General features: G+C 31.6%; 20 protein-coding genes. 18 read left to right on the forward strand and 2 right to left on the reverse strand.

Annotated elements, in window-relative coordinates; translation table 11 throughout:
* From Q0516_RS01515 to Q0516_RS01540, 6 genes are read left to right on the forward strand one after another with little or no spacing between them, the layout of a single operon-like run.
* A complete protein-coding gene (locus Q0516_RS01515) occupies nucleotides 1-849 on the forward strand; it encodes a PTS system mannose/fructose/sorbose family transporter subunit IID (RefSeq protein ID WP_257480445.1) in 849 nt (282 codons plus the stop codon).
* 40 nt (nucleotides 850-889) lie between these two features.
* Entirely contained in the window at nucleotides 890-1,324 is a 435-nt protein-coding gene (locus tag Q0516_RS01520) for a hypothetical protein (RefSeq protein WP_294468442.1), read from the forward strand.
* A 3-nt stretch (nucleotides 1,325-1,327) separates the two neighbouring features.
* Entirely contained in the window at nucleotides 1,328-2,218 is an 891-nt protein-coding gene (locus Q0516_RS01525) for a class II fructose-bisphosphate aldolase (RefSeq protein ID WP_294468444.1), read from the forward strand.
* A gap of 26 nt (nucleotides 2,219-2,244) precedes the next feature.
* Nucleotides 2,245-2,598, forward strand: a complete 354-nt coding sequence (locus Q0516_RS01530) for a hypothetical protein (protein WP_294468447.1) — start codon at nucleotides 2,245-2,247, stop codon at nucleotides 2,596-2,598.
* A gap of 44 nt (nucleotides 2,599-2,642) precedes the next feature.
* Complete coding sequence (locus Q0516_RS01535) at nucleotides 2,643-3,698, forward strand: NAD(P)-dependent oxidoreductase (protein ID WP_294468450.1); 1,056 nt, start codon at nucleotides 2,643-2,645, stop codon at nucleotides 3,696-3,698.
* A 56-nt stretch (nucleotides 3,699-3,754) separates the two neighbouring features.
* Nucleotides 3,755-4,309 carry a hypothetical protein gene (locus tag Q0516_RS01540; protein ID WP_294468452.1) on the forward strand — a complete coding sequence of 185 codons (555 nt, stop codon included), beginning with the start codon at nucleotides 3,755-3,757 and terminating at the stop codon, nucleotides 4,307-4,309.
* A gap of 16 nt (nucleotides 4,310-4,325) precedes the next feature.
* Here the strand turns inward: Q0516_RS01540 and Q0516_RS01545 are convergent, their stop codons facing one another.
* Nucleotides 4,326-5,201 carry a LysR family transcriptional regulator gene (locus Q0516_RS01545; protein WP_294468454.1) on the reverse strand — a complete coding sequence of 292 codons (876 nt, stop codon included), beginning with the start codon at nucleotides 5,199-5,201 and terminating at the stop codon, nucleotides 4,326-4,328.
* 133 nt (nucleotides 5,202-5,334) lie between these two features.
* On the opposite strand from Q0516_RS01545, the gene Q0516_RS01550 reads away from it, so the two are divergent.
* The 9 genes from Q0516_RS01550 to Q0516_RS01590 all read left to right on the forward strand — a co-directional run bounded on the left by Q0516_RS01550 (nucleotide 5,335) and on the right by Q0516_RS01590 (nucleotide 13,998).
* The gene (locus tag Q0516_RS01550) at nucleotides 5,335-5,556 is read left to right on the forward strand and encodes a hypothetical protein (protein WP_294468457.1); all 222 of its coding nucleotides are present in this window, start codon (nucleotides 5,335-5,337) and stop codon (nucleotides 5,554-5,556) included.
* 30 nt (nucleotides 5,557-5,586) lie between these two features.
* On the forward strand, nucleotides 5,587-6,759 hold the full coding sequence (locus tag Q0516_RS01555) for an iron-containing alcohol dehydrogenase (RefSeq protein WP_365945739.1): 1,173 nt from the start codon (nucleotides 5,587-5,589) through the stop codon (nucleotides 6,757-6,759).
* A 22-nt stretch (nucleotides 6,760-6,781) separates the two neighbouring features.
* Entirely contained in the window at nucleotides 6,782-7,354 is a 573-nt protein-coding gene (locus tag Q0516_RS01560; RefSeq protein WP_294468460.1) for a sugar O-acetyltransferase, read from the forward strand.
* Nucleotides 7,355-7,368: 14 nt separating this feature from the next.
* Complete coding sequence (locus tag Q0516_RS01565) at nucleotides 7,369-7,911, forward strand: flavodoxin family protein (protein WP_294468462.1); 543 nt, start codon at nucleotides 7,369-7,371, stop codon at nucleotides 7,909-7,911.
* A 14-nt stretch (nucleotides 7,912-7,925) separates the two neighbouring features.
* Nucleotides 7,926-8,459: a cyclophilin-like fold protein gene (locus Q0516_RS01570; protein ID WP_294468465.1), complete on the forward strand. Its 534-nt coding sequence runs from the start codon at nucleotides 7,926-7,928 to the stop codon at nucleotides 8,457-8,459.
* Nucleotides 8,460-8,602: 143 nt separating this feature from the next.
* The gene (locus Q0516_RS01575; RefSeq protein ID WP_257480458.1) at nucleotides 8,603-10,135 is read left to right on the forward strand and encodes a DEAD/DEAH box helicase; all 1,533 of its coding nucleotides are present in this window, start codon (nucleotides 8,603-8,605) and stop codon (nucleotides 10,133-10,135) included.
* Between the two features lie 572 nt (nucleotides 10,136-10,707).
* Nucleotides 10,708-11,241, forward strand: coding sequence for a DJ-1/PfpI family protein (locus Q0516_RS01580; RefSeq protein ID WP_257480459.1), 534 nt, complete (start codon nucleotides 10,708-10,710; stop codon nucleotides 11,239-11,241).
* A gap of 48 nt (nucleotides 11,242-11,289) precedes the next feature.
* A complete protein-coding gene (locus tag Q0516_RS01585) occupies nucleotides 11,290-12,159 on the forward strand; it encodes a radical SAM protein (RefSeq protein WP_294468470.1) in 870 nt (289 codons plus the stop codon).
* Between the two features lie 174 nt (nucleotides 12,160-12,333).
* Nucleotides 12,334-13,998, forward strand: a complete 1,665-nt coding sequence (locus Q0516_RS01590) for a GH25 family lysozyme (RefSeq protein WP_294468474.1) — start codon at nucleotides 12,334-12,336, stop codon at nucleotides 13,996-13,998.
* A 21-nt stretch (nucleotides 13,999-14,019) separates the two neighbouring features.
* Here Q0516_RS01590 and Q0516_RS01595 read toward each other — a convergent pair whose 3' ends face one another.
* On the reverse strand, nucleotides 14,020-14,439 hold the full coding sequence (locus Q0516_RS01595) for a pyridoxamine 5'-phosphate oxidase family protein (RefSeq protein WP_294468476.1): 420 nt from the start codon (nucleotides 14,437-14,439) through the stop codon (nucleotides 14,020-14,022).
* A gap of 108 nt (nucleotides 14,440-14,547) precedes the next feature.
* On the opposite strand from Q0516_RS01595, the gene Q0516_RS01600 reads away from it, so the two are divergent.
* The 3 genes from Q0516_RS01600 to Q0516_RS01610 all read left to right on the forward strand — a co-directional run bounded on the left by Q0516_RS01600 (nucleotide 14,548) and on the right by Q0516_RS01610 (nucleotide 18,019).
* The gene (locus Q0516_RS01600; protein ID WP_294468478.1) at nucleotides 14,548-16,125 is read left to right on the forward strand and encodes an amidohydrolase; all 1,578 of its coding nucleotides are present in this window, start codon (nucleotides 14,548-14,550) and stop codon (nucleotides 16,123-16,125) included.
* A gap of 66 nt (nucleotides 16,126-16,191) precedes the next feature.
* Nucleotides 16,192-17,493, forward strand: a complete 1,302-nt coding sequence (locus Q0516_RS01605; RefSeq protein ID WP_294468480.1) for a DUF308 domain-containing protein — start codon at nucleotides 16,192-16,194, stop codon at nucleotides 17,491-17,493.
* Between the two features lie 61 nt (nucleotides 17,494-17,554).
* Nucleotides 17,555-18,019, forward strand: a complete 465-nt coding sequence (locus tag Q0516_RS01610) for an AMIN domain-containing protein (RefSeq protein ID WP_257480467.1) — start codon at nucleotides 17,555-17,557, stop codon at nucleotides 18,017-18,019.
* Nucleotides 18,020-18,057 lie beyond the last annotated feature (38 nt).

The raw sequence follows: 18,057 nt of genomic DNA on the forward strand, positions 1-18,057 counted from the left end.
ATGTCAGAAAATAATAATATTGAAAGAAAAGCTCCGGATAAAATAACTAAATTTGACTTATTTATGGAGCAGCTCATATTTATGGACGGTATCGCCCACACACAGGGAAATACAAGAAAAGGCGGATTATCATTCTCTTCCGCAATGGGATATATACTACATAAGTTTTATAAAAATAAAGATGATTTGGCAGAAGCCTTGACCAGACATATGGATTTTTACATGACGGATTATGCATGGGGCGGATGTATAAACGGACTTATAATTTCAATGGAAGAACAAAGGGCAAATGACCTTTATGAAAACGGCGACTCAACTATTTCTCCAGACCTGATTAGGGCAGTCAAAACAGGCTTGATGGGACCGCTTGCTGGATTTGGAGATACTATAGTTCAAACTGTATTTTGGGTAATAACCATAGGATATGCACAGCCTCTTGCAATGGCGGGAAACTTCCTTGCCGTACCGATATCTTGGCTCGGGATAGGATTTTCCAGATATTTATTATCTTGGCTTACTTGTTTCTCGGGATATTATTCCGGTAGAGAAGCGGTATCAAAACTCACATCATCCAAGCTGGCACAAAAGGTACTCACCGTATCGGCTGTGGTTGCAATGTGCATAATGGGAGCATTGACTGCAGGAAATGTCAATTTTGTAACTGCAGTCACCATTGGAAAACAATCCCTTCACGAATTAGTCGATTCACTTCTTCCGGGCATTTCAGGTTTAGCCCCCGTATTTATAATATATTATCTTTTTAAGAAAAAGAAAATACATATTGCAAAAATAATGATAGGAATTATAGTTATTTGCATAATTCTCGGTGTTTTAGGATTATTCGGATAAAAAATAAACAAAGAAATGACAGAAAGGTCGATGATTTAAAATGGGAAAATATATAATACTTACTCTTATAAGCTTAATAGCAGGTTTTTCGCTTTGCATGTTAATAAGTACAAAGTTAAAAAGAAAATGGGATAAAGAATATGCAGATACTCTTGTTATGATATTACAGGAACAATTCGAATGCGCCGAAGAAAGCGGGGCACAGTCAGGGATACATTATATACTTGATAAAAAAGGACTTGACTATACAATATATTATTTTGGCAAAGTATATACCCTTCTTCACTCGGTAAAGAACAAAAGCGAGAGTCAAAAAAATATAGAAGAGTCTCTAAAAACTTTTCTGTCAGGTGCTTTGGCAAAAGAAATTCTAGAATACAAAGAAAAAATGAAGACAAAAGAAAGCCGAATGGAAACACTAAAACAATCTTTAGAAAAAGAAAGAAAAGGATTTACCAAAGCAGAAAGGATATAGGATATGTTATACACAATGAAACCAATTTTGGATAGAGCCAGAGAAGAGCATTACGCAGTCGCTGCACCGAATGTACTGGATTACAAGACTATTGATATTGCAATCAAAACCGCAGAAAAGAAAAACTCGCCAATAATATTAAACGTTACTTTTGAGACTAATGATGATTTAACAACATTTGTAGGTTACGCAAACAAAAAAGCAAAACAATCAGAAGTCCCTGTAGCGATAAATCTCGATCACGGAGGAGAATATGAACAAATAATAAAATCGTTAAAGATGGATTTTACTTCCGTTATGGTCGACCGCTCAATGCTTAAGTTCGAAGATAATATAAAAGAAGTATCGGAAATAGTTAAAATCGCTCATACATTGGGATGTTCTGTAGAAGCCGAACTAGGGCATGTGGGAACCAATATAGGTTCGGATTCAGAAGGAATGCTCGGAAGTAATACAATCATCACCGAAGAAGATAAAAAAGCTACATTCACAAAGGTCGACGAGGCGGTAGAATACGTTGAAAGGACAAACATAGACTGTCTGGCTGTAGCTATCGGTACAGTACATGGGCTATACCCCAAAGGTTTTGAACCCGGCATTGACTTTGAATTGTTAAAGGAACTTAGAAGAACCGTTAACGTCCCCCTAGTAATACACGGAGGAAGCGGTTCCGGAGATGATAATCTGGCTCGTGCATGCAAAGAAGGTATATGCAAAGTAAATATATGCAGTGACTTACTTAAAAAAGGGCGTGAATATATAAGTAAAGGATATCTAAAAGATTCTGATGATATGCTCACAAAACTCATGTATCCTCTGCCTGCATATTACGCAGGTTATTCGGATATGCTTGAATATTATATAGATTTGTTCGGCAGTACAAATAAAGCATAAAAATTATAAAAAGAAGGTATAAGAAAATGTTAAATTCAATAAGTGATAAAACTCTGATTTTGATAGTATTTTCAATAATCACTATTTTAAATATAATAGCTATTTATAGAAAAACTTATTACAGTAATAATAAGAAATCCGATAAAGCCATGGCTCATGTATTAAACAGCAAATATAAACTTTATAAAATAAAGGTAATAAATATTTCATTTATCAATATGGTCTACGGAGTGATGAACATAATCTTATCGGTAACAGCTCCATTTATAATATTATATTTAAATCCTACAATAGGCATTATTTATTATATATCAGGTATGATAATCGGAAATATTATAGTAAATCAATATATAATAAGTAAATACCTGAAATTCAAATAACATTTTCTTATAGCAGTAAAAATAACAACGGAGGTTAAAGAATAATGTTAAAAGCCTTATGGACAGGTGAATATGATGAAAAATGGGAAGAAATATTCTCACAAAATTTCAAACTCGAAAGAGCCAGTTTAAATACAGGTGCGGTATACCCCGACGGATTACTCAGAGGTATAAATCTAATAGAAGTTTTAAAGGATAAAGACATTTTCATCAATGGATACGATCCTGTGGATGAAGAGATAATAAAGAACTGTCCCGACCTAAAAATGATTTTAAGCGTAAGAGACGGTCCGGAAGAAAATATTGATATAGATGTATGTACAAAATACGGAATACCGGTTTTGTTTGCGGGAGGAAGATGTGTACATAGTGTTGCGGAACTAAACATGACTTTAATGTTTAATCTTGCATGCAATTTTGTAAGACTCACCAACAGAATGAGACAGGAAGGCTGGAACTCTACCAATATGACAGAAGACTTATTTTCACAAACAGAGCTATACAGAAAAACACTTTCAATCATCGGACTTGGAAGAAACGGAAGAGAGCTTGCAAAACTTGCTAACGGTATAGGTATGAATGTAGTTGCTTATGACCCATATGTGACAAAAAAACAAGCAGATGAATTAAATGTTACGATGATGTCTCTTAAAGATGCAATGAAAGCGGGAGATTATGTCACATTACTTGCGAGAGTAACGCCTGAGACGGAAGGTATGATAGGTAAAAAAGAAATAGAATTGATGAAACCTACTGCTTATCTTATAAACACAGGAAGATCGAAACTTGCGGATGAAGAAGCAATCTTTGATGCTTTGGACAACAATATAATTAAAGGTGCGGCTTTGGATGTATTTACATCAGAACCTTTGAATAAAGACAGCAGAGCATATAAAATACCTGCGGATAAATTATTATTAACTCCTCATATGGCAGGGATTTCAATGGAAAGAGTTCCTCATCAATATGAGTATTTAATGGACAGTTTTAATAAATTTAAAAAGGGTGAAACAAAGGAACTCAGATTATATAATCCAAAAGTATTCGACTCACAGGAGTTTAACAATCGCGGCGGTATTATATTTGAATGCGAAAAATAAACTTACGGCGAAGATGTAATATACTCTTCGCTGTAAATAAAATTTAGGAGAATAAAATGGTAACCGATATTATCCTATACGTTATATTGACTTTTATAACGATATATGTAAGACAAAAACTTATAAATAAAAGTTTAAATTCCTATGGAGAATTGGAGTTTAAAATAAAGGAATTAAATAATAATACAAAGAAAGATTTATGGCTTATTCTATTAGCTCTTTTCGGAGGTCTCGCATGCGTGTTTATAATCAGTTTCTATAATCATAATACACTTATCCCCTCCTGGCTTTTTTCTATTTTATGTTCTATTGTAAGCGGGATATATATAAGCTCAGTCTTACAAAATAGATATCTAAACATAGGATTATATGAAAATGGTATTATCTTAAAATCTCAAATCATAAAATACAAATGGATAAGCTGTTATTCTGTTTCCATGTCAGAGGATAATTTTAATATAGTATATTTACATGACAAAAATAATAAACAAATCAACATCAATGAACCGATAAAAATAAAAAGTACTGATTTAGAAAATATAACAGAAGTTTTTTTGAAGCATTATATACAAAAACAAAAATTTAAAACCGATCAAACAGATCGGTTTTAAATTTATTAATGTTTAATTACAATAAACTCTGCAACACGTCAATAAATTTCTCGGTAGCTTTTGAAAAGACCTGATACTTTTTCCAAACGATATAAAGATTTGCTTCCAACTTAGGTTTTAGGGGAATAAAACAAAATTTACTTTTACCTGCAGTATTCACAAGCTTATCCAAAGTAAGAACGTACCCAAGTCCCTCATCCACCATCAATGAAGCATTATAAACTAAATTATAAGTCGCAACGATATTCAAATCCTCAAAATTATATCCGCTCCAGCCGGATAATTCATTGTTTTTCAGTGCTTGTATGGAAACTATCAAAGGAATACCTTTTAAATCCTCTGAACTTATTATATCTTTTTCTGCCAGCGGACTATCTTTTTTCATCAAAAGTCCCCAGGTATCCGTAACGGGAAGCTTGAGATAATCATATTTGTTTAAATTTGAAGAACCTATTAAAATACCGAAATCCAATAATCCTTTATCAAGTCGCTCGGTCACGTCCTGTGCATTTCCGCTGTAGAGATGATATTTGATACCCGGATAATTTTTCTGTAATTCTTTTGCGGTCTTAGCTACTATCCTCATAGCATCAGTCTCTCCCCCGCCTATATAAATATCTCCGCTTATCATTTCTTCATTTGACAAAAACTCCGACTGAGTTTTATCCGCAAGTTCAACTATCTCCTGAGCCCGTTTTCTAAGAAACATTCCCTCTTCAGTCAAAGTGATTTTTCTCTTCCCTCTTATAAATAATTGTTTACCGAGTTCATTTTCAAGATCCATAAGCTGCTTTGAAAGGGTCGGCTGAGTTATATGTAAGACCCCAGCCGCAGCAGTGATATTCTCTTCTCTGGCAACAGCCAAAAAATAACGAAGTACTCTCAATTCCATATTATCATCTCCTTATCCTTTTTAACATTTTATAGCCTATTACCATGCTTGTCAACTATGATAATCCATTCAATATAAGTATTTGCTATTTTAAATGGCATGCATATAATTTAATTAAGAAGGAGGCATGATTATGAATAAAAAACTTGACATCATTCAAAATTTAAAAGACGCAGGCTGTGATGATGATTTCATAACAAAATATTTAAGACTTGAAAAAATTTATAACCGACAAGAACAACTTAAGCTTCTTTCTCTGCACAGGACTTCACTGATAAATCAAATACATGATCGTTACAATATGATCGATTGCCTAGACTATTTGATTTATAAGATGAAGAAACAAAAATATTAAAAAGAACATTTAGGAGATTTTATTATGAACATGAATTTTAATCTATTTACATCAACAAATTTATTATTCGGAGCGGGAACGCTAAACGAACTCGGGAAACAAAATTTACCAGGTAAAACGGCTTTACTGCTTATATCAAACGGAAAATCGACAATAGAAAACGGAACGCTGGATAAGGTTCAGAAACAACTGGATAAAGCAGGTGTGGAATACACATTATGTGCGAATATCCACGAAAATCCATCCAAAGAAGTAGTTATGGAAGCGGCAAAAACAGCAAAAGAAAATAGCTGTGATTTTATATTAGCTCTCGGAGGAGGAGCGGTATTAGACTCTTCCGTAGCAGTTGCGGCAATGGCTACAAATCCCGGGGATCTATGGGACTATGTCGTAGGAGGCACGGGAAAAGCCAAACCTCTTATAAATAAACCTCTACCAATCGTAACGATAGCAACCACATCCGGAACAGGCTCTGAAATAAACTGCTGGGGCGTCATAAGTAATAAGGAAACAAATGAGAAAATAGGCTTCGGAGGAGTACCGGAATTAAATCCTGTCCTTTCCATAGTTGACCCTACATTGATGCTTACAGTGCCTAAAAAATACACCGCATACCAAGGATTTGATGCACTGTTTCACAATACCGAAGTGATGATAAGCAAAGGAGTGAATATCCTAAGCGAAACAATAGCATTATCCGCTATCGAAAATATAGCTAAGTATCTTCCTTTGGCTGTAACAGACGGAAGCAATCTCGAAGCGAGAGAAAGAGTTGCTTACGCAAGCACTATGGCGGGAGTCACAATGCAGCTTACAAGCACTACGGCAAAACATTCAATGGAACATGCAATGAGTGCTTATCACAGTAATCTGCCTCATGGTGCGGGACTTATAATGATTTCAAACGAATTTTATAAATTCTTTATTGAAAAGCATGCCTGCGATGATCAGTTCATTAAGATGGCAAAAGCAATGGGTACAAAAAACGCCGATAAGCCCGAAGACTTTCTTACTGCTTTATATGAACTGCAAAAGAAATGCGGTGTAGAAAACCTTAAAATGAGTAAATATGGATTTACAATAGATGAAGCTGATACGCTTGCTAAAAATGCGAGGGAAACAATGGGAGGATTGTTCCTTGCTAATCCATGCGAAATGACTCATGAAGACTGCGCAGAAATTTTCAGAAAATCATATCGTTAGATAATTAATCGGAGATAAAAATATGAATATAAATCAATTTCTGAAACACGTAAATGACGGACTGCCGATACCCAAAAATTCTAAAACACATGAATACATGGTAAAGCTTAGTAACGAAGCCATGAAAATCACAATGAAGTTAAACAACTCTTATAACACACCCAAAGAAATTTGCAAGCTTTTCTCAGAACTGACGGGAAAAGATATAGATGATAGTTTTGGGATGTTCCCACCCTTCTATACCGACTGCGGAAAAAATATAACTATCGGCAAAAATGTATTTATAAATTCAGGGTGCTGTTTTCAGGATCAAGGTGGTATCACAATCGGTGACGGAGCTTTTATAGGTCATAATGTAGTAATAGCAACTCTGAACCACGATTTTGACCCAAAAGAAAGAAGCACCACCCATCCGTCTAAAGTAGTAATAGGGAAAAATGTATGGATAGGAGCAAATGCTACTGTAGTTCCGGGGGTAACAATAGGAGATAATTCGATAATAGCCGCAGGAGCGGTAGTCACAAAAGACGTACCTCCAAATGTTATAGCGGGAGGAGTTCCCGCAAAAGTCATTAAAAGTATAGATAGAAAGTAAAAAGGAGAATAAATATGAATAAAAAAGTTTTGATAATTTCAACTAGCCTCAGAAAAAACAGTAACTCAGAAATATTAGCAGAGAAATTTAAAAAAGGAGCTGTTGAAGCAAAAAATGAAGTTGAAATAATAAATTTAAAAGATAAAGAAATAAATTTTTGTATAGGCTGTTTATCATGTCAGAAAACTCAAAAATGTATATTCAATGATGATGTAAATGAAATAATAGATAAAATGCTAAATACAGATGTAATTGTTTTTGCAACACCGATATATTTTTATGAAATGGCAGGACAAATGAAAGTACTGCTCGACAGGACCAATCCTATGTTTCCGTCAGATTATTCATTCACAGATATATATCTTCTAGCTACTTCGGCTGATACAAATGAAAGTTCAATGGACGGTGCATTAAAAGGACTTAAAGGCTGGATAGACTGTTTTGATAAAGCTAAGTTAAAAGGCGTTATTAAAGGTACGGGGTCAGACGATGCCGCAAGTATAAAGGCTCAACCCGATATTCTAAAAGCCGCATATGATATGGGTAAAAATGTTTAATGGTACATATTATTATGGATAAAATTAAAAAATCAATCTCTTTATTGATTATAATATTAATATCTTTATCATTTACAGCTTGCAGAAGTTATGATTACAATCTAAACAAAGATAATACAATAAAAACATCTTCTTCTTTATCGAAAAACTTAGCAAAAAAGAATAATCCCGATTATAATGAAGAATTGATACCTGTTGATATCATTATAGACAGTGACACTTTTTCTGCAAAACTGTATACAAATAACACTACATTAGAACTCATAAAACAATTCCCTATAACAATCAATATGAAGGATATGAACGACAACGAAAAATATTATTATATGTCTTCACATCTTACACAAAATGAAGAGGAAATAAACAATATAAAAAGCGGGGATATAATGCTTTATGGAAATGACTGCATTGTGATATTTTATGAAGATTTTGAGACATTTTATAAATATACGAGGCTTGGTTATATAGAGGATAAAGATAAGCTGATAAACTTATTGAGAAACAACAAAGATGTAAAAGTTACATTTGAATTAAATATTAAAATATAAAAATAAAAGTAAGTTGCTTTTTTATTACTTTTGTGATATACTGAATAAACATTTACGCGTATTGCAATTTATATAATAATATAAAATTAAACGAGGAGTGTACCTCGTTTTTTATTTGCAGGTAAGTGTACAGGAGGAAATAAATGAACAAAACTAAATTTTCTGATCTCGAAATAAACTTAGATATAAATCGAGTATTAGATGAAATGGGATTTGAAAATCCCACAGATATCCAAAATAAAGCAATACCCGCAATAAGAAGCGGCGTTGATGTTATAGGAAAATCACAGACAGGAACGGGAAAAACGATAGCTTTTGCAATTCCCGCAATCGAAAAAATAGACCTAGAGCAGGAAAAACCAACGGCACAGGTGTTGATAATTTGTCCTACAAGAGAACTTGCTCAGCAGGGATATGCAGAAATAAAGAAACTTATTAAATATATGCCCGATATAAAAGTAGTAGATATTTACGGCGGAGTATCAATGGAAAGACAGATTTCCAAACTAAAAAAAGCACATATCGTAATAGGTACTCCGGGCAGAATCAAAGATCATCTTAAAAGACGTACTTTAAAGCTTCAAAACATAAAAATGGTCGTACTTGACGAAGCCGACGAAATGCTAAGCATGGGCTTTAAAGAAGATATAGATACGATTTTAAAAACCGCACCGGACACCAGACAGACAGTACTGTTCTCTGCAACAATGCCGCCGGCAATAATGAATATAATAGATACTTTCCTAAAAAAACCATTACTTATTCAAATCGATAAAGAACAAGTTACGGTAAACAAAATAGCTCAAAATTATATAGATGTACCTAAAGGTAAGAAAAAAGAAGTGTTAAACCTTCTTCTTCACTACTACGGTTCAAAACTAACAATAATTTTCTGTAACACGAAGCGTATGGTAGACGACCTTACAAAATTCCTTCGTAAAAACGGATTCAGTGCGGAATGTCTTCACGGAGATATAAGGCAAAACGAAAGAAGCAGAGTAATGACTAATTTCAAGAATGCAAAGACTCCTATACTGGTTGCAACAGACGTTGCCGCAAGAGGGATCGATGTAAAGGACGTTGAATATGTTATAAACTATGACATACCTCAGAATTCCGAATACTATATCCATAGAATAGGAAGGACTGCAAGAGGCGGCAAAAGCGGAACATCGATTACAATGACGAATAACAAAAAGCAAGTTACAGACCTTAAGATGATTTTAAAAGAGACGAACTCTAAAATAAAGAAATTAGATATACCGACAAAAAATGATATCAATTCAAAGAACTCAAAAGACAATATGTCGGTTATAATAAGCGCACTTAAAAGAGAAAATAATTCACATGATGAAATGATATTAGAATTAAAAAAATTAGGATATACAGAAAATCAAATTGCAAATGCTGCATTAAATTTATACTTCGGCAAAACAAAAGAAAACATCGTAAAAATCGAAGATATTACTATAAACAAAGAAACAAAAAGATATAATGACGGTAACAAAAACAATTCCAGAAGAAAAAAACAAAAGTCATATGGAAATAAATCTTTAAAAGACGATTTAATATTTTATGAAAATAACAGAAGAAATTCATCGAATAAGAATGCAAACAGAAACAAAAAAAGAACAAACGGAAATTATAAAAATAAAAGAGCAAATCAAAGTTATTAATGTTTAAAAGAAAGTCAAATGACTTTCTTTTTTATTGTTTAAACAGCTTAAGAAAATTAAATCTCAAGAAAGCATTAAGTATATAAAATTTTATCCTTATATAGATAATCAACATTCATTATTCTTTTTAGAAACTAAATGAAAATCATATAAAATCGCAACCCCTAAAATATAAGAATATAAAACCGTAATGTCATAAAACATTAACCTAAAAATTAATATTACTAATACATTTATATATATATCATTAGACTATACAAAGCCAATTTTGATTCAAGGGAATTTGTAAATATATAAACCTATTTCTATAAAAACTCATATCGGACTACCCCTTAAAACAACTAAGGTGAAAAAATTAAAAATTGCAAAATTTTAAAAAAATATTAAAAAAAATAATACAGAATTATCCCCTATCATTACTCAAAACGATAAAATCATTTACGGCGGCAAATAATATATTTAATTAATAACATTCAATGAAACTTTAACTTCTATTATATTAAAACTTAAATAAGTGTTATAATATATAAATAACATAAATAATAAATAAGTTTATATAAAGGAGAATAAATATGAAAGTTTGTATGATCATAACAGACGGCTTTGAAGAAATCGAAGCTATAGGAACATTTGCGATTTTAAGAAGAGGTAATGTAGATGTGGATGTTTATTCACTTCTCGATAAAGATGCAACCGGCAGATTTGGGATTACATGCACAAATTTAAAACCATTCTCAAAAATAAAAGAGGAAGACTATGAAGCATTGATACTTCCCGGAGGTCCGGAGTATGTAGCCATAGAAGCAAACACAAAAGTACAAGATTTAATCAAGTCCTTCAGTAAAAAAGATAAATATATATGTGCAATCTGTGCAGGTCCTACAATACTCGGAAGAGCGGGATACCTAAAAAACAAAAATTATACCTGTTTTACTTCAATGAACGAAGATTTTGGGGGAACTTATATAGATGAGTATGTGGTTACAGACGGAAAAATTATTACCGGAAGAAGTGCCGCCGCAACCATTGATTTCGGGTTTGCAATCTTAAAAGAGTTGATGGGCGAAAAAACAGAGAAAAAAACAAAAGAAGAAATATATTACTAAAAGAAAGTGTTTTCTCACTTTCTTTTTTATAGATATAAAGGAGGACATATGCATTATCAAGGAACAGTATACAGACCGCCCAGCGAAGCAAGAAGTTTGATTGTACAGGTAACATTGGGATGCAGTCAAAATGGTTGCACATTCTGTAGTATGTATAAAGATAAAAATTTTCATATCAGATATCTAGATGAAATTTTAGCAGATTTTAAAGAGGCAAGAGAGTTATATAAGAATATCGATAAAATATTTTTAGCTGACGGAGATGCACTCATATGCAAATATGATATGCTCGCTACAATATTAGATTTTATAAAAAAGTATTTTCCTGAATGTAAAAGAGTTACATGTTATGCGTCGGCAAAAAGTATACTCTTAAAATCAGAAGAAGAATTAACAAACCTTAGAAAAAAAGGATTAACAATGGTTTATCTAGGTCTTGAATCGGGAAGTGATGAAATACTTAAAAGAGTTAAAAAAGGCGTCACATCAAAAGAAATGATCGAAGCGTCGAATAAAATTCATAATGCGAATATAAACCTTTCTGTAACGGCTATTTCAGGTCTCGGAGGAAATGAATTATGGGAAGAACACGCGGTAGAAACAGGAAAAACTTTATCAAGAATGAACCCCGAATATATCGGTCTACTTACACTTATGATAGAACAGGGCGTACCTTTAGAGGAAGAAATAAAAAAAGGTACATTTAAATTAATGGATCCCTATGATATTTTAAAAGAAACAAAATTGCTCATTGAAAATTTAAACTGTGACAATGCCGTATTCAGAGCAAACCATGCTTCTAATTATTTAAATTTAAAAGGAACTTTAAATCAGGATAAAAAAGAACTTATTGATAAATTGAATAATGCACTTAAAGGAAAAGAATATATCAAAGAAGAATATATGAGAGGATTATAAAATCATAATATATGATTTTACGCTATTATTATAAATATTTATGTCTTATAACAATTAAAATCAGAACATATAATATTAAAATTGCTTTTATATCGCACACTTAATAAGATATTATGCTATACTTATCATATATAATATAGAAATTACAAATTATTTGGATTAAAGTGAGGAAATATGAAAAAAACAATATCATTTATCTTATCATTGATGTTTATTATTAGTATAGCAATTACTCCCGTTGCTGCAAAAGAAAATAATACTGATAATAGTACAAAAACAGTAAAAACAGCAGTCGATGACCCCGAACAATTCAGGGCTAAAGGCGATATTTCAAGCGATTTTTACGGCGGTGGTTCTATGAAAAGTACAATGAGCACGAAAACTAAAAGTAAGTTCACAGGTAAAACCTATACTCATAACAGCAAGTTCGACGGCAGTGTTATTGCAAATGGTATCGATGTATCTGTTTGGAATAACAATATAAACTGGACCAAAGTAAAAAATGCAGGTATAAAGTACGTATTTATAAGAGTTGCGGCAAGAGGTTACGGTAAAAGCGGAACTATTTTTGATGACAGCATGTTTGTAAAATATATAAACGGTGCAAAAGCAGCCGGTCTCAAAGTAGGTGTTTACTTCTTCTCACAAGCTATAACAAAAACAGAAGCAAGGCAGGAGGCAAATTATACTTTAAAGAAAATAAAAGGATATAAAATGGATCTTCCCGTAGTAATGGATTACGAATACTCAGGAGGTTCTTCCGGCAGACTTACCAAAGCAAAACTATCCAAGACCGCTGCAACAAACATATGCATGGAATTTTTAAATACAATAAAAGCTGCAGGATATACCCCTATGTTATATGCTAACTACAGCATGTTAAACAATAGTCTAAACAAAAACACAATAGACGCAAAATATCCTGTATGGCTTGCACATTACAATACGAGTACATCTTATGACGGAGATTATAACTTTTGGCAGTACTCTTCGGACGGAAAAGTAAGCGGTATATCAGGAAGAGTGGATATGAACTTTTGGTACTCCTCCATGAAACTAAATCATACATCAAGCAGTGACAGTAAAATCAAAATAACATGGAACAAAGCAGTAAATGCAGACGGATATATAATTTACAGATACAATCCTAAACTAAAAAAATATGTTCAAATAAAAGATATAAAAAATAGCTCTGCAGCAACATTTACGGATTCCAAGTTAAAAGCAGCTACAGTTTATTATTATAAAATAAGAAGTTATAAAGTGGAAGACGGTAAATACATTTACAGTGATGCTTCTGACAAGTTAAAGACTATTACAGATCCGAAGAAGGTAAAGACGTTAAAAGTAACCACTTCATCTACATCAAAAATAAATTTAGCATGGTCTAAAGTACCGGGAGCAAAAGCTTACAGATTGTATAAATATTCTCCAAAGAAAAAGAAATATGTTTTATGTAAAAATCTTAAAGCCAACAAATATCAGGATAGAAAAGTATCCAAGAATAAGACCTATAAATATAAGGTCAGAGCATATACAACTTTAGGCGGTAAATATTATTTAGGCGGTGTCTCACCGACTTTAAAAGCCAAAGCAGTTAAAAAGACATTGGTATCAATGAAGGCTAGTGGAATTATAAAAGCATCAAAAGTTTATGTAAGACAAAATGCTGGTACTAATTATAAAAAAGTAGCCAAAGTTTCTAGAAATAAAAAAGTAAAAATAACCGGATATAAAAAAGATAAAAAGGGAAAGAAATGGTATAGAATATCATTTACAAAAGGAAAGAAAAAATACAGCGGCTATGTATACAGTAAATATATAAAAATAGTAAAATAAAAAGCACATTTATGTGCTTTTTTATTCGACTATAAAATCTTCACTTGAAAAATCCCTATAATAACGCCCCTTAAATGCTCTAAATCTTAAGACAGCATAATCTTCATCGGTCACACCTTTTGGATAATACATATCATCTCCCTCACGCCATATCAGCTCTTTATTCTCCTTGTCTGTTAGTACTTCCATATTACCTACAAGCATAACTCCTCTATAAAATCTTTTATCATAAAAATAAATACTAGCCTTGTCATTACCCAGATATTGTCTGACTCTCATAGATGAAGTATTCGTAGTAAAATAAAATGTTCTAATGCCCTTTCTTATCCTCGGAACCAACATCGCTTTCATATTGGGAAAGCCATCTTCATCCACACTTGCAATAAATGCTACATTTGCTTTATCTATTAAATTACCTATTGTTTTTTCCTTATCCCTCATAATTTCAATAATTCCTTTTTATTTTATAATAACATATAAATATTTTTATCAAAGTAAAATTTATATTATTAAATATGGGTTATAATAAAGATAATAACGGAGGATAATATGAAAAAAATTTATTACGGCGAAAATATAGTTACAATGGAGGATGAATTATATAATCAGGCGGTACTAATAGATAATAATAAAATATCAGCGACGGGTAATTATAATGACATAATAAAATTAAAAGACGATGATACAAAGGTAATAGACTTAAAAGAGAAATGTCTTATGCCTTCTTTTATAGACTCTCACAGTCATATCACGGCTCTCGCACAGACTTTATTAACGGCAGACTTATCAAACGCTAAAAATTTTAACGATATCATAAATATATTAAAAGACTTTAAAGAAAAAAATAATTTAAATAATAATGATTATTTAATAGGTTTTGGATATGACCATAATTTTTTGGAAGAAAAAATTCATCCTACAAAAGAAATATTGGATAAAGTAAGTAGTGAAATACCAATACTTATAACGCATAAATCCGGACATATGGGTGTTACAAACTCTTTAGGACTAAAACTATTAAATATAGATGAAAACACAAAAGATCCTGACGGCGGTAAAATTGGCAGAACTGATAGTACAAATAAACCAAACGGATATTTGGAAGAAACGGCATTTACTAATAATTCAAAAAAATTTGATAACTTCTCTATGGATAAAATAATAGAAGCAATCAAAAAAGCAGAGAATATCTATTTAAGCTACGGAATTACCACCGCACAGGACGGAATTACCAAAGAAAAAGAATTTAGCATATTAAAAACAATGTCAGAAAATAACAATCTTGATATAGACATTGTCAGCTATATTGATATAAAAAACAACAAAAATATTTTAGAACAAAATAAAAATTATTTAAATTATATAAATCATTTCAAAATGGGAGGATATAAATTATTTCTTGACGGTTCACCTCAGGGAAAGACAGCTTGGTTAAGCAGACCTTATGAAGGTGATAAGGACTACAATGGCTACCCTATTTATAAAGATGAAGAAGTTAAAAATTTTATCAAGACAGCTCTAAATGAAAATATCCAGCTCATCACTCATTGCAACGGAGACGCAGCAGCCGAGCAGCTTATAAAATCATTTGAATCTTTAAATCCTAAAAAGAATATAAGACCTGTTATGATACACGCTCAAACAGTAAGAGAAGAGCAGATCAAGAGAATGAAAAAGATCAATATGATACCATCATTTTTTGTCGACCATGTATATTACTGGGGAGATATTCATTTAAAAAATTTAGGAGACAGAGCTTATAAAATTTCTCCGATAAAAACAGCAATCAAAAACGATTTAATTTATACTATCCATGAAGATACCCCTGTACTTTATCCTGACATTTTAGAAAGTATATGGGCGGCTGCAACAAGAACGACTAAAAATGGAGTCCCGCTAGGCAGTGATGAAAAAATAACTATACTGGAAGGATTAAAGGCAGTTACCATAAATGCAGCCTATTCATATTTTGAAGAGGATACCAAGGGAAGCATAAAAGAAGGTAAGCTTGCGGATTTAGTTATTTTAGATAAAAACCCATTGAAATTAGATAATCCTGATGAGTTGAAGAAAATCAAAATATTGGAAACGATAAAAGAAGGAAAAACTTTATATAAAAACAATTAAAAATTTTAAATCAAAACTGTGAAGTTTTTATTTATCATGATATAATGGTACATCAGGAGGAATGAAATGGAATTTAAGAAAAATATATCGGCATTTAACTTATTCGTATCTTCAATCGCTTTGGAAGCTCTCGGTTTTTATATATTTTTCAACACAGATATATTTTTAGAATGGTTCCCTATGATAGTAGGGACTATTTTGATTTATACTTCTCTATCTAAATTCTATTCTTTTTATAATAAAAAAAATAATAAAAATAATTTTGTTCTTCTCGGAGACTTTATAATACTTATACAGGGAATACTTGCCTTCATAAAGCCTAATTTGATACTTATAATATTCCCTGCTTTTGTAGTATTCTACTCATTGTGCTTAGGGACTATATCAGCAATAGTTTTTTATCAATATAAAAAAGCTAAAGCACCTTTTTCAATATTAATGATATTAAAATCAATTGCATTTTTTGTTATTGCTTTTCTCGTGATTACCGCAAATTTTTATGATAAAACATTTATAATCACAAAACTTACGGGATTATATTTAATTTTTTACGGAATTACTATATTTACCGACTTTATAGATGAAGAAATACCGAAATCCTATGCAAATAAACTTATAAGGAAATTTTCAGTTAGACTCCCGGTTTTATTTACCACAAATATTTTAAAGAGCACACTTAAAAAAGTTAATGATTTTATAAACCAAGTAGATACTAATAATGGAGAAATAAATTTAAGCGAAAACCAAATAGGTCTTGAACCTAACTTGGATATATTGATACATGTAAAAAAAGACGGTACGGGAGCATTTGGACACGTAGATTTTTTCTTTGACGGATATGTTATTTCATACGGGAATTATGACTTTTCATCGTTAAAACTTTTCGGCTCTATGGGCGAAGGCGTTTTATTTTTTGCAAATAGCAAAGAAAACTATATAAAATTTTGTAATTGGTACGATGAAAAAACTATTTTTGATTTTGGTTTAAGACTTACCGATTTACAGATCGAAAAAGTCAGAAACAAAATAAAAGAACATATGGCTAATTCTTATTATTGGCTTGCACCTATTGATTATTACAATAATAAGAATAAAGATTATGATGATTATGCAAGTGAACTATCAAAAGCAAATAACATAACTTTTAGAAAAATCAAACGAGGACGTTTTAAATATTATTTTACATTTTATACCAATTGTGTTAAATTTGCCGATTCGATACTCGGACAAGCAGGGATTGATATTTTAAATCTTAACGGAGTTATTTCACCAGGTGCTTATTTCAACTATTTTGACAGAGAATATAGAAGAAAAAACAGTATAGTGATTACTAAAACCGTTTATAATCCAAAAGGTATTGTAAAATAAACCAAGCATATTTTAACCCTTTTTACAGAAAATAATAATAAATAAACTGTAAGGAGGAACAATGAAAAAACTAATAAGTATTTGCCTAACACTTCTAATAATTCCAACCTTTTTTGCATGTTCTAATCCCGTAAAGGACTATGAAACAAATGAAAAGAGTAATTATATGACTGATGAAACTTTTAAAGGCGGAAAAGATACCGATGCTACATCAATTAGAAAAATTTGGATAAACGATTTGATTGGGGATACCAAAATAATTATGGATTTTGATGAAACCGATAAAATCCCAACTCATACGATAAGTTATTCTAAAAATGAAAAACAAATCAAAATATCTTTTGATAATGTAAATGTGGAAACAGCAAGGATTTCCGATTATAAAAATAATAAAATCATCAAAAAAATTGAAGCTAAAAATCAAGAAGGAAACAAAAGTGAAGTCATAGTAACTTTAAATAAAGCAATCAAATACAGAACCGATGAAACAATAGACTCAAGTCAATTAGTACTAAACCTCAGATAAGACTCCTCCCGAGTCTTATTTTCTTTTATTCTTTTATC

Origin of the sequence: uncultured Anaerofustis sp. (assembly GCF_938029165.1) — a bacterium.
Taxonomy (GTDB): domain Bacteria; phylum Bacillota; class Clostridia; order Eubacteriales; family Anaerofustaceae; genus Anaerofustis.

What these genes read in the sequence shown, in the direction of transcription:
- Q0516_RS01515 (WP_257480445.1), top strand. Translation starts at nt 1, where the DNA reads ATGTCAGAAAATAATAATATTGAAAGAAAAGCTCCGGATAAAATAACT.
- Q0516_RS01520 (WP_294468442.1), top strand. Translation starts at nt 890, where the DNA reads ATGGGAAAATATATAATACTTACTCTTATAAGCTTAATAGCAGGTTTT.
- Q0516_RS01525 (WP_294468444.1), top strand. Translation starts at nt 1,328, where the DNA reads ATGTTATACACAATGAAACCAATTTTGGATAGAGCCAGAGAAGAGCAT.
- Q0516_RS01530 (WP_294468447.1), top strand. Translation starts at nt 2,245, where the DNA reads ATGTTAAATTCAATAAGTGATAAAACTCTGATTTTGATAGTATTTTCA.
- Q0516_RS01535 (WP_294468450.1), top strand. Translation starts at nt 2,643, where the DNA reads ATGTTAAAAGCCTTATGGACAGGTGAATATGATGAAAAATGGGAAGAA.
- Q0516_RS01540 (WP_294468452.1), top strand. Translation starts at nt 3,755, where the DNA reads ATGGTAACCGATATTATCCTATACGTTATATTGACTTTTATAACGATA.
- Q0516_RS01545 (WP_294468454.1), bottom strand. Translation starts at nt 5,201, where the DNA reads ATGGAATTGAGAGTACTTCGTTATTTTTTGGCTGTTGCCAGAGAAGAG.
- Q0516_RS01550 (WP_294468457.1), top strand. Translation starts at nt 5,335, where the DNA reads ATGAATAAAAAACTTGACATCATTCAAAATTTAAAAGACGCAGGCTGT.
- Q0516_RS01555 (WP_365945739.1), top strand. Translation starts at nt 5,587, where the DNA reads ATGAATTTTAATCTATTTACATCAACAAATTTATTATTCGGAGCGGGA.
- Q0516_RS01560 (WP_294468460.1), top strand. Translation starts at nt 6,782, where the DNA reads ATGAATATAAATCAATTTCTGAAACACGTAAATGACGGACTGCCGATA.
- Q0516_RS01565 (WP_294468462.1), top strand. Translation starts at nt 7,369, where the DNA reads ATGAATAAAAAAGTTTTGATAATTTCAACTAGCCTCAGAAAAAACAGT.
- Q0516_RS01570 (WP_294468465.1), top strand. Translation starts at nt 7,926, where the DNA reads ATGGATAAAATTAAAAAATCAATCTCTTTATTGATTATAATATTAATA.
- Q0516_RS01575 (WP_257480458.1), top strand. Translation starts at nt 8,603, where the DNA reads ATGAACAAAACTAAATTTTCTGATCTCGAAATAAACTTAGATATAAAT.
- Q0516_RS01580 (WP_257480459.1), top strand. Translation starts at nt 10,708, where the DNA reads ATGAAAGTTTGTATGATCATAACAGACGGCTTTGAAGAAATCGAAGCT.
- Q0516_RS01585 (WP_294468470.1), top strand. Translation starts at nt 11,290, where the DNA reads ATGCATTATCAAGGAACAGTATACAGACCGCCCAGCGAAGCAAGAAGT.
- Q0516_RS01590 (WP_294468474.1), top strand. Translation starts at nt 12,334, where the DNA reads ATGAAAAAAACAATATCATTTATCTTATCATTGATGTTTATTATTAGT.
- Q0516_RS01595 (WP_294468476.1), bottom strand. Translation starts at nt 14,439, where the DNA reads ATGAGGGATAAGGAAAAAACAATAGGTAATTTAATAGATAAAGCAAAT.
- Q0516_RS01600 (WP_294468478.1), top strand. Translation starts at nt 14,548, where the DNA reads ATGAAAAAAATTTATTACGGCGAAAATATAGTTACAATGGAGGATGAA.
- Q0516_RS01605 (WP_294468480.1), top strand. Translation starts at nt 16,192, where the DNA reads ATGGAATTTAAGAAAAATATATCGGCATTTAACTTATTCGTATCTTCA.
- Q0516_RS01610 (WP_257480467.1), top strand. Translation starts at nt 17,555, where the DNA reads ATGAAAAAACTAATAAGTATTTGCCTAACACTTCTAATAATTCCAACC.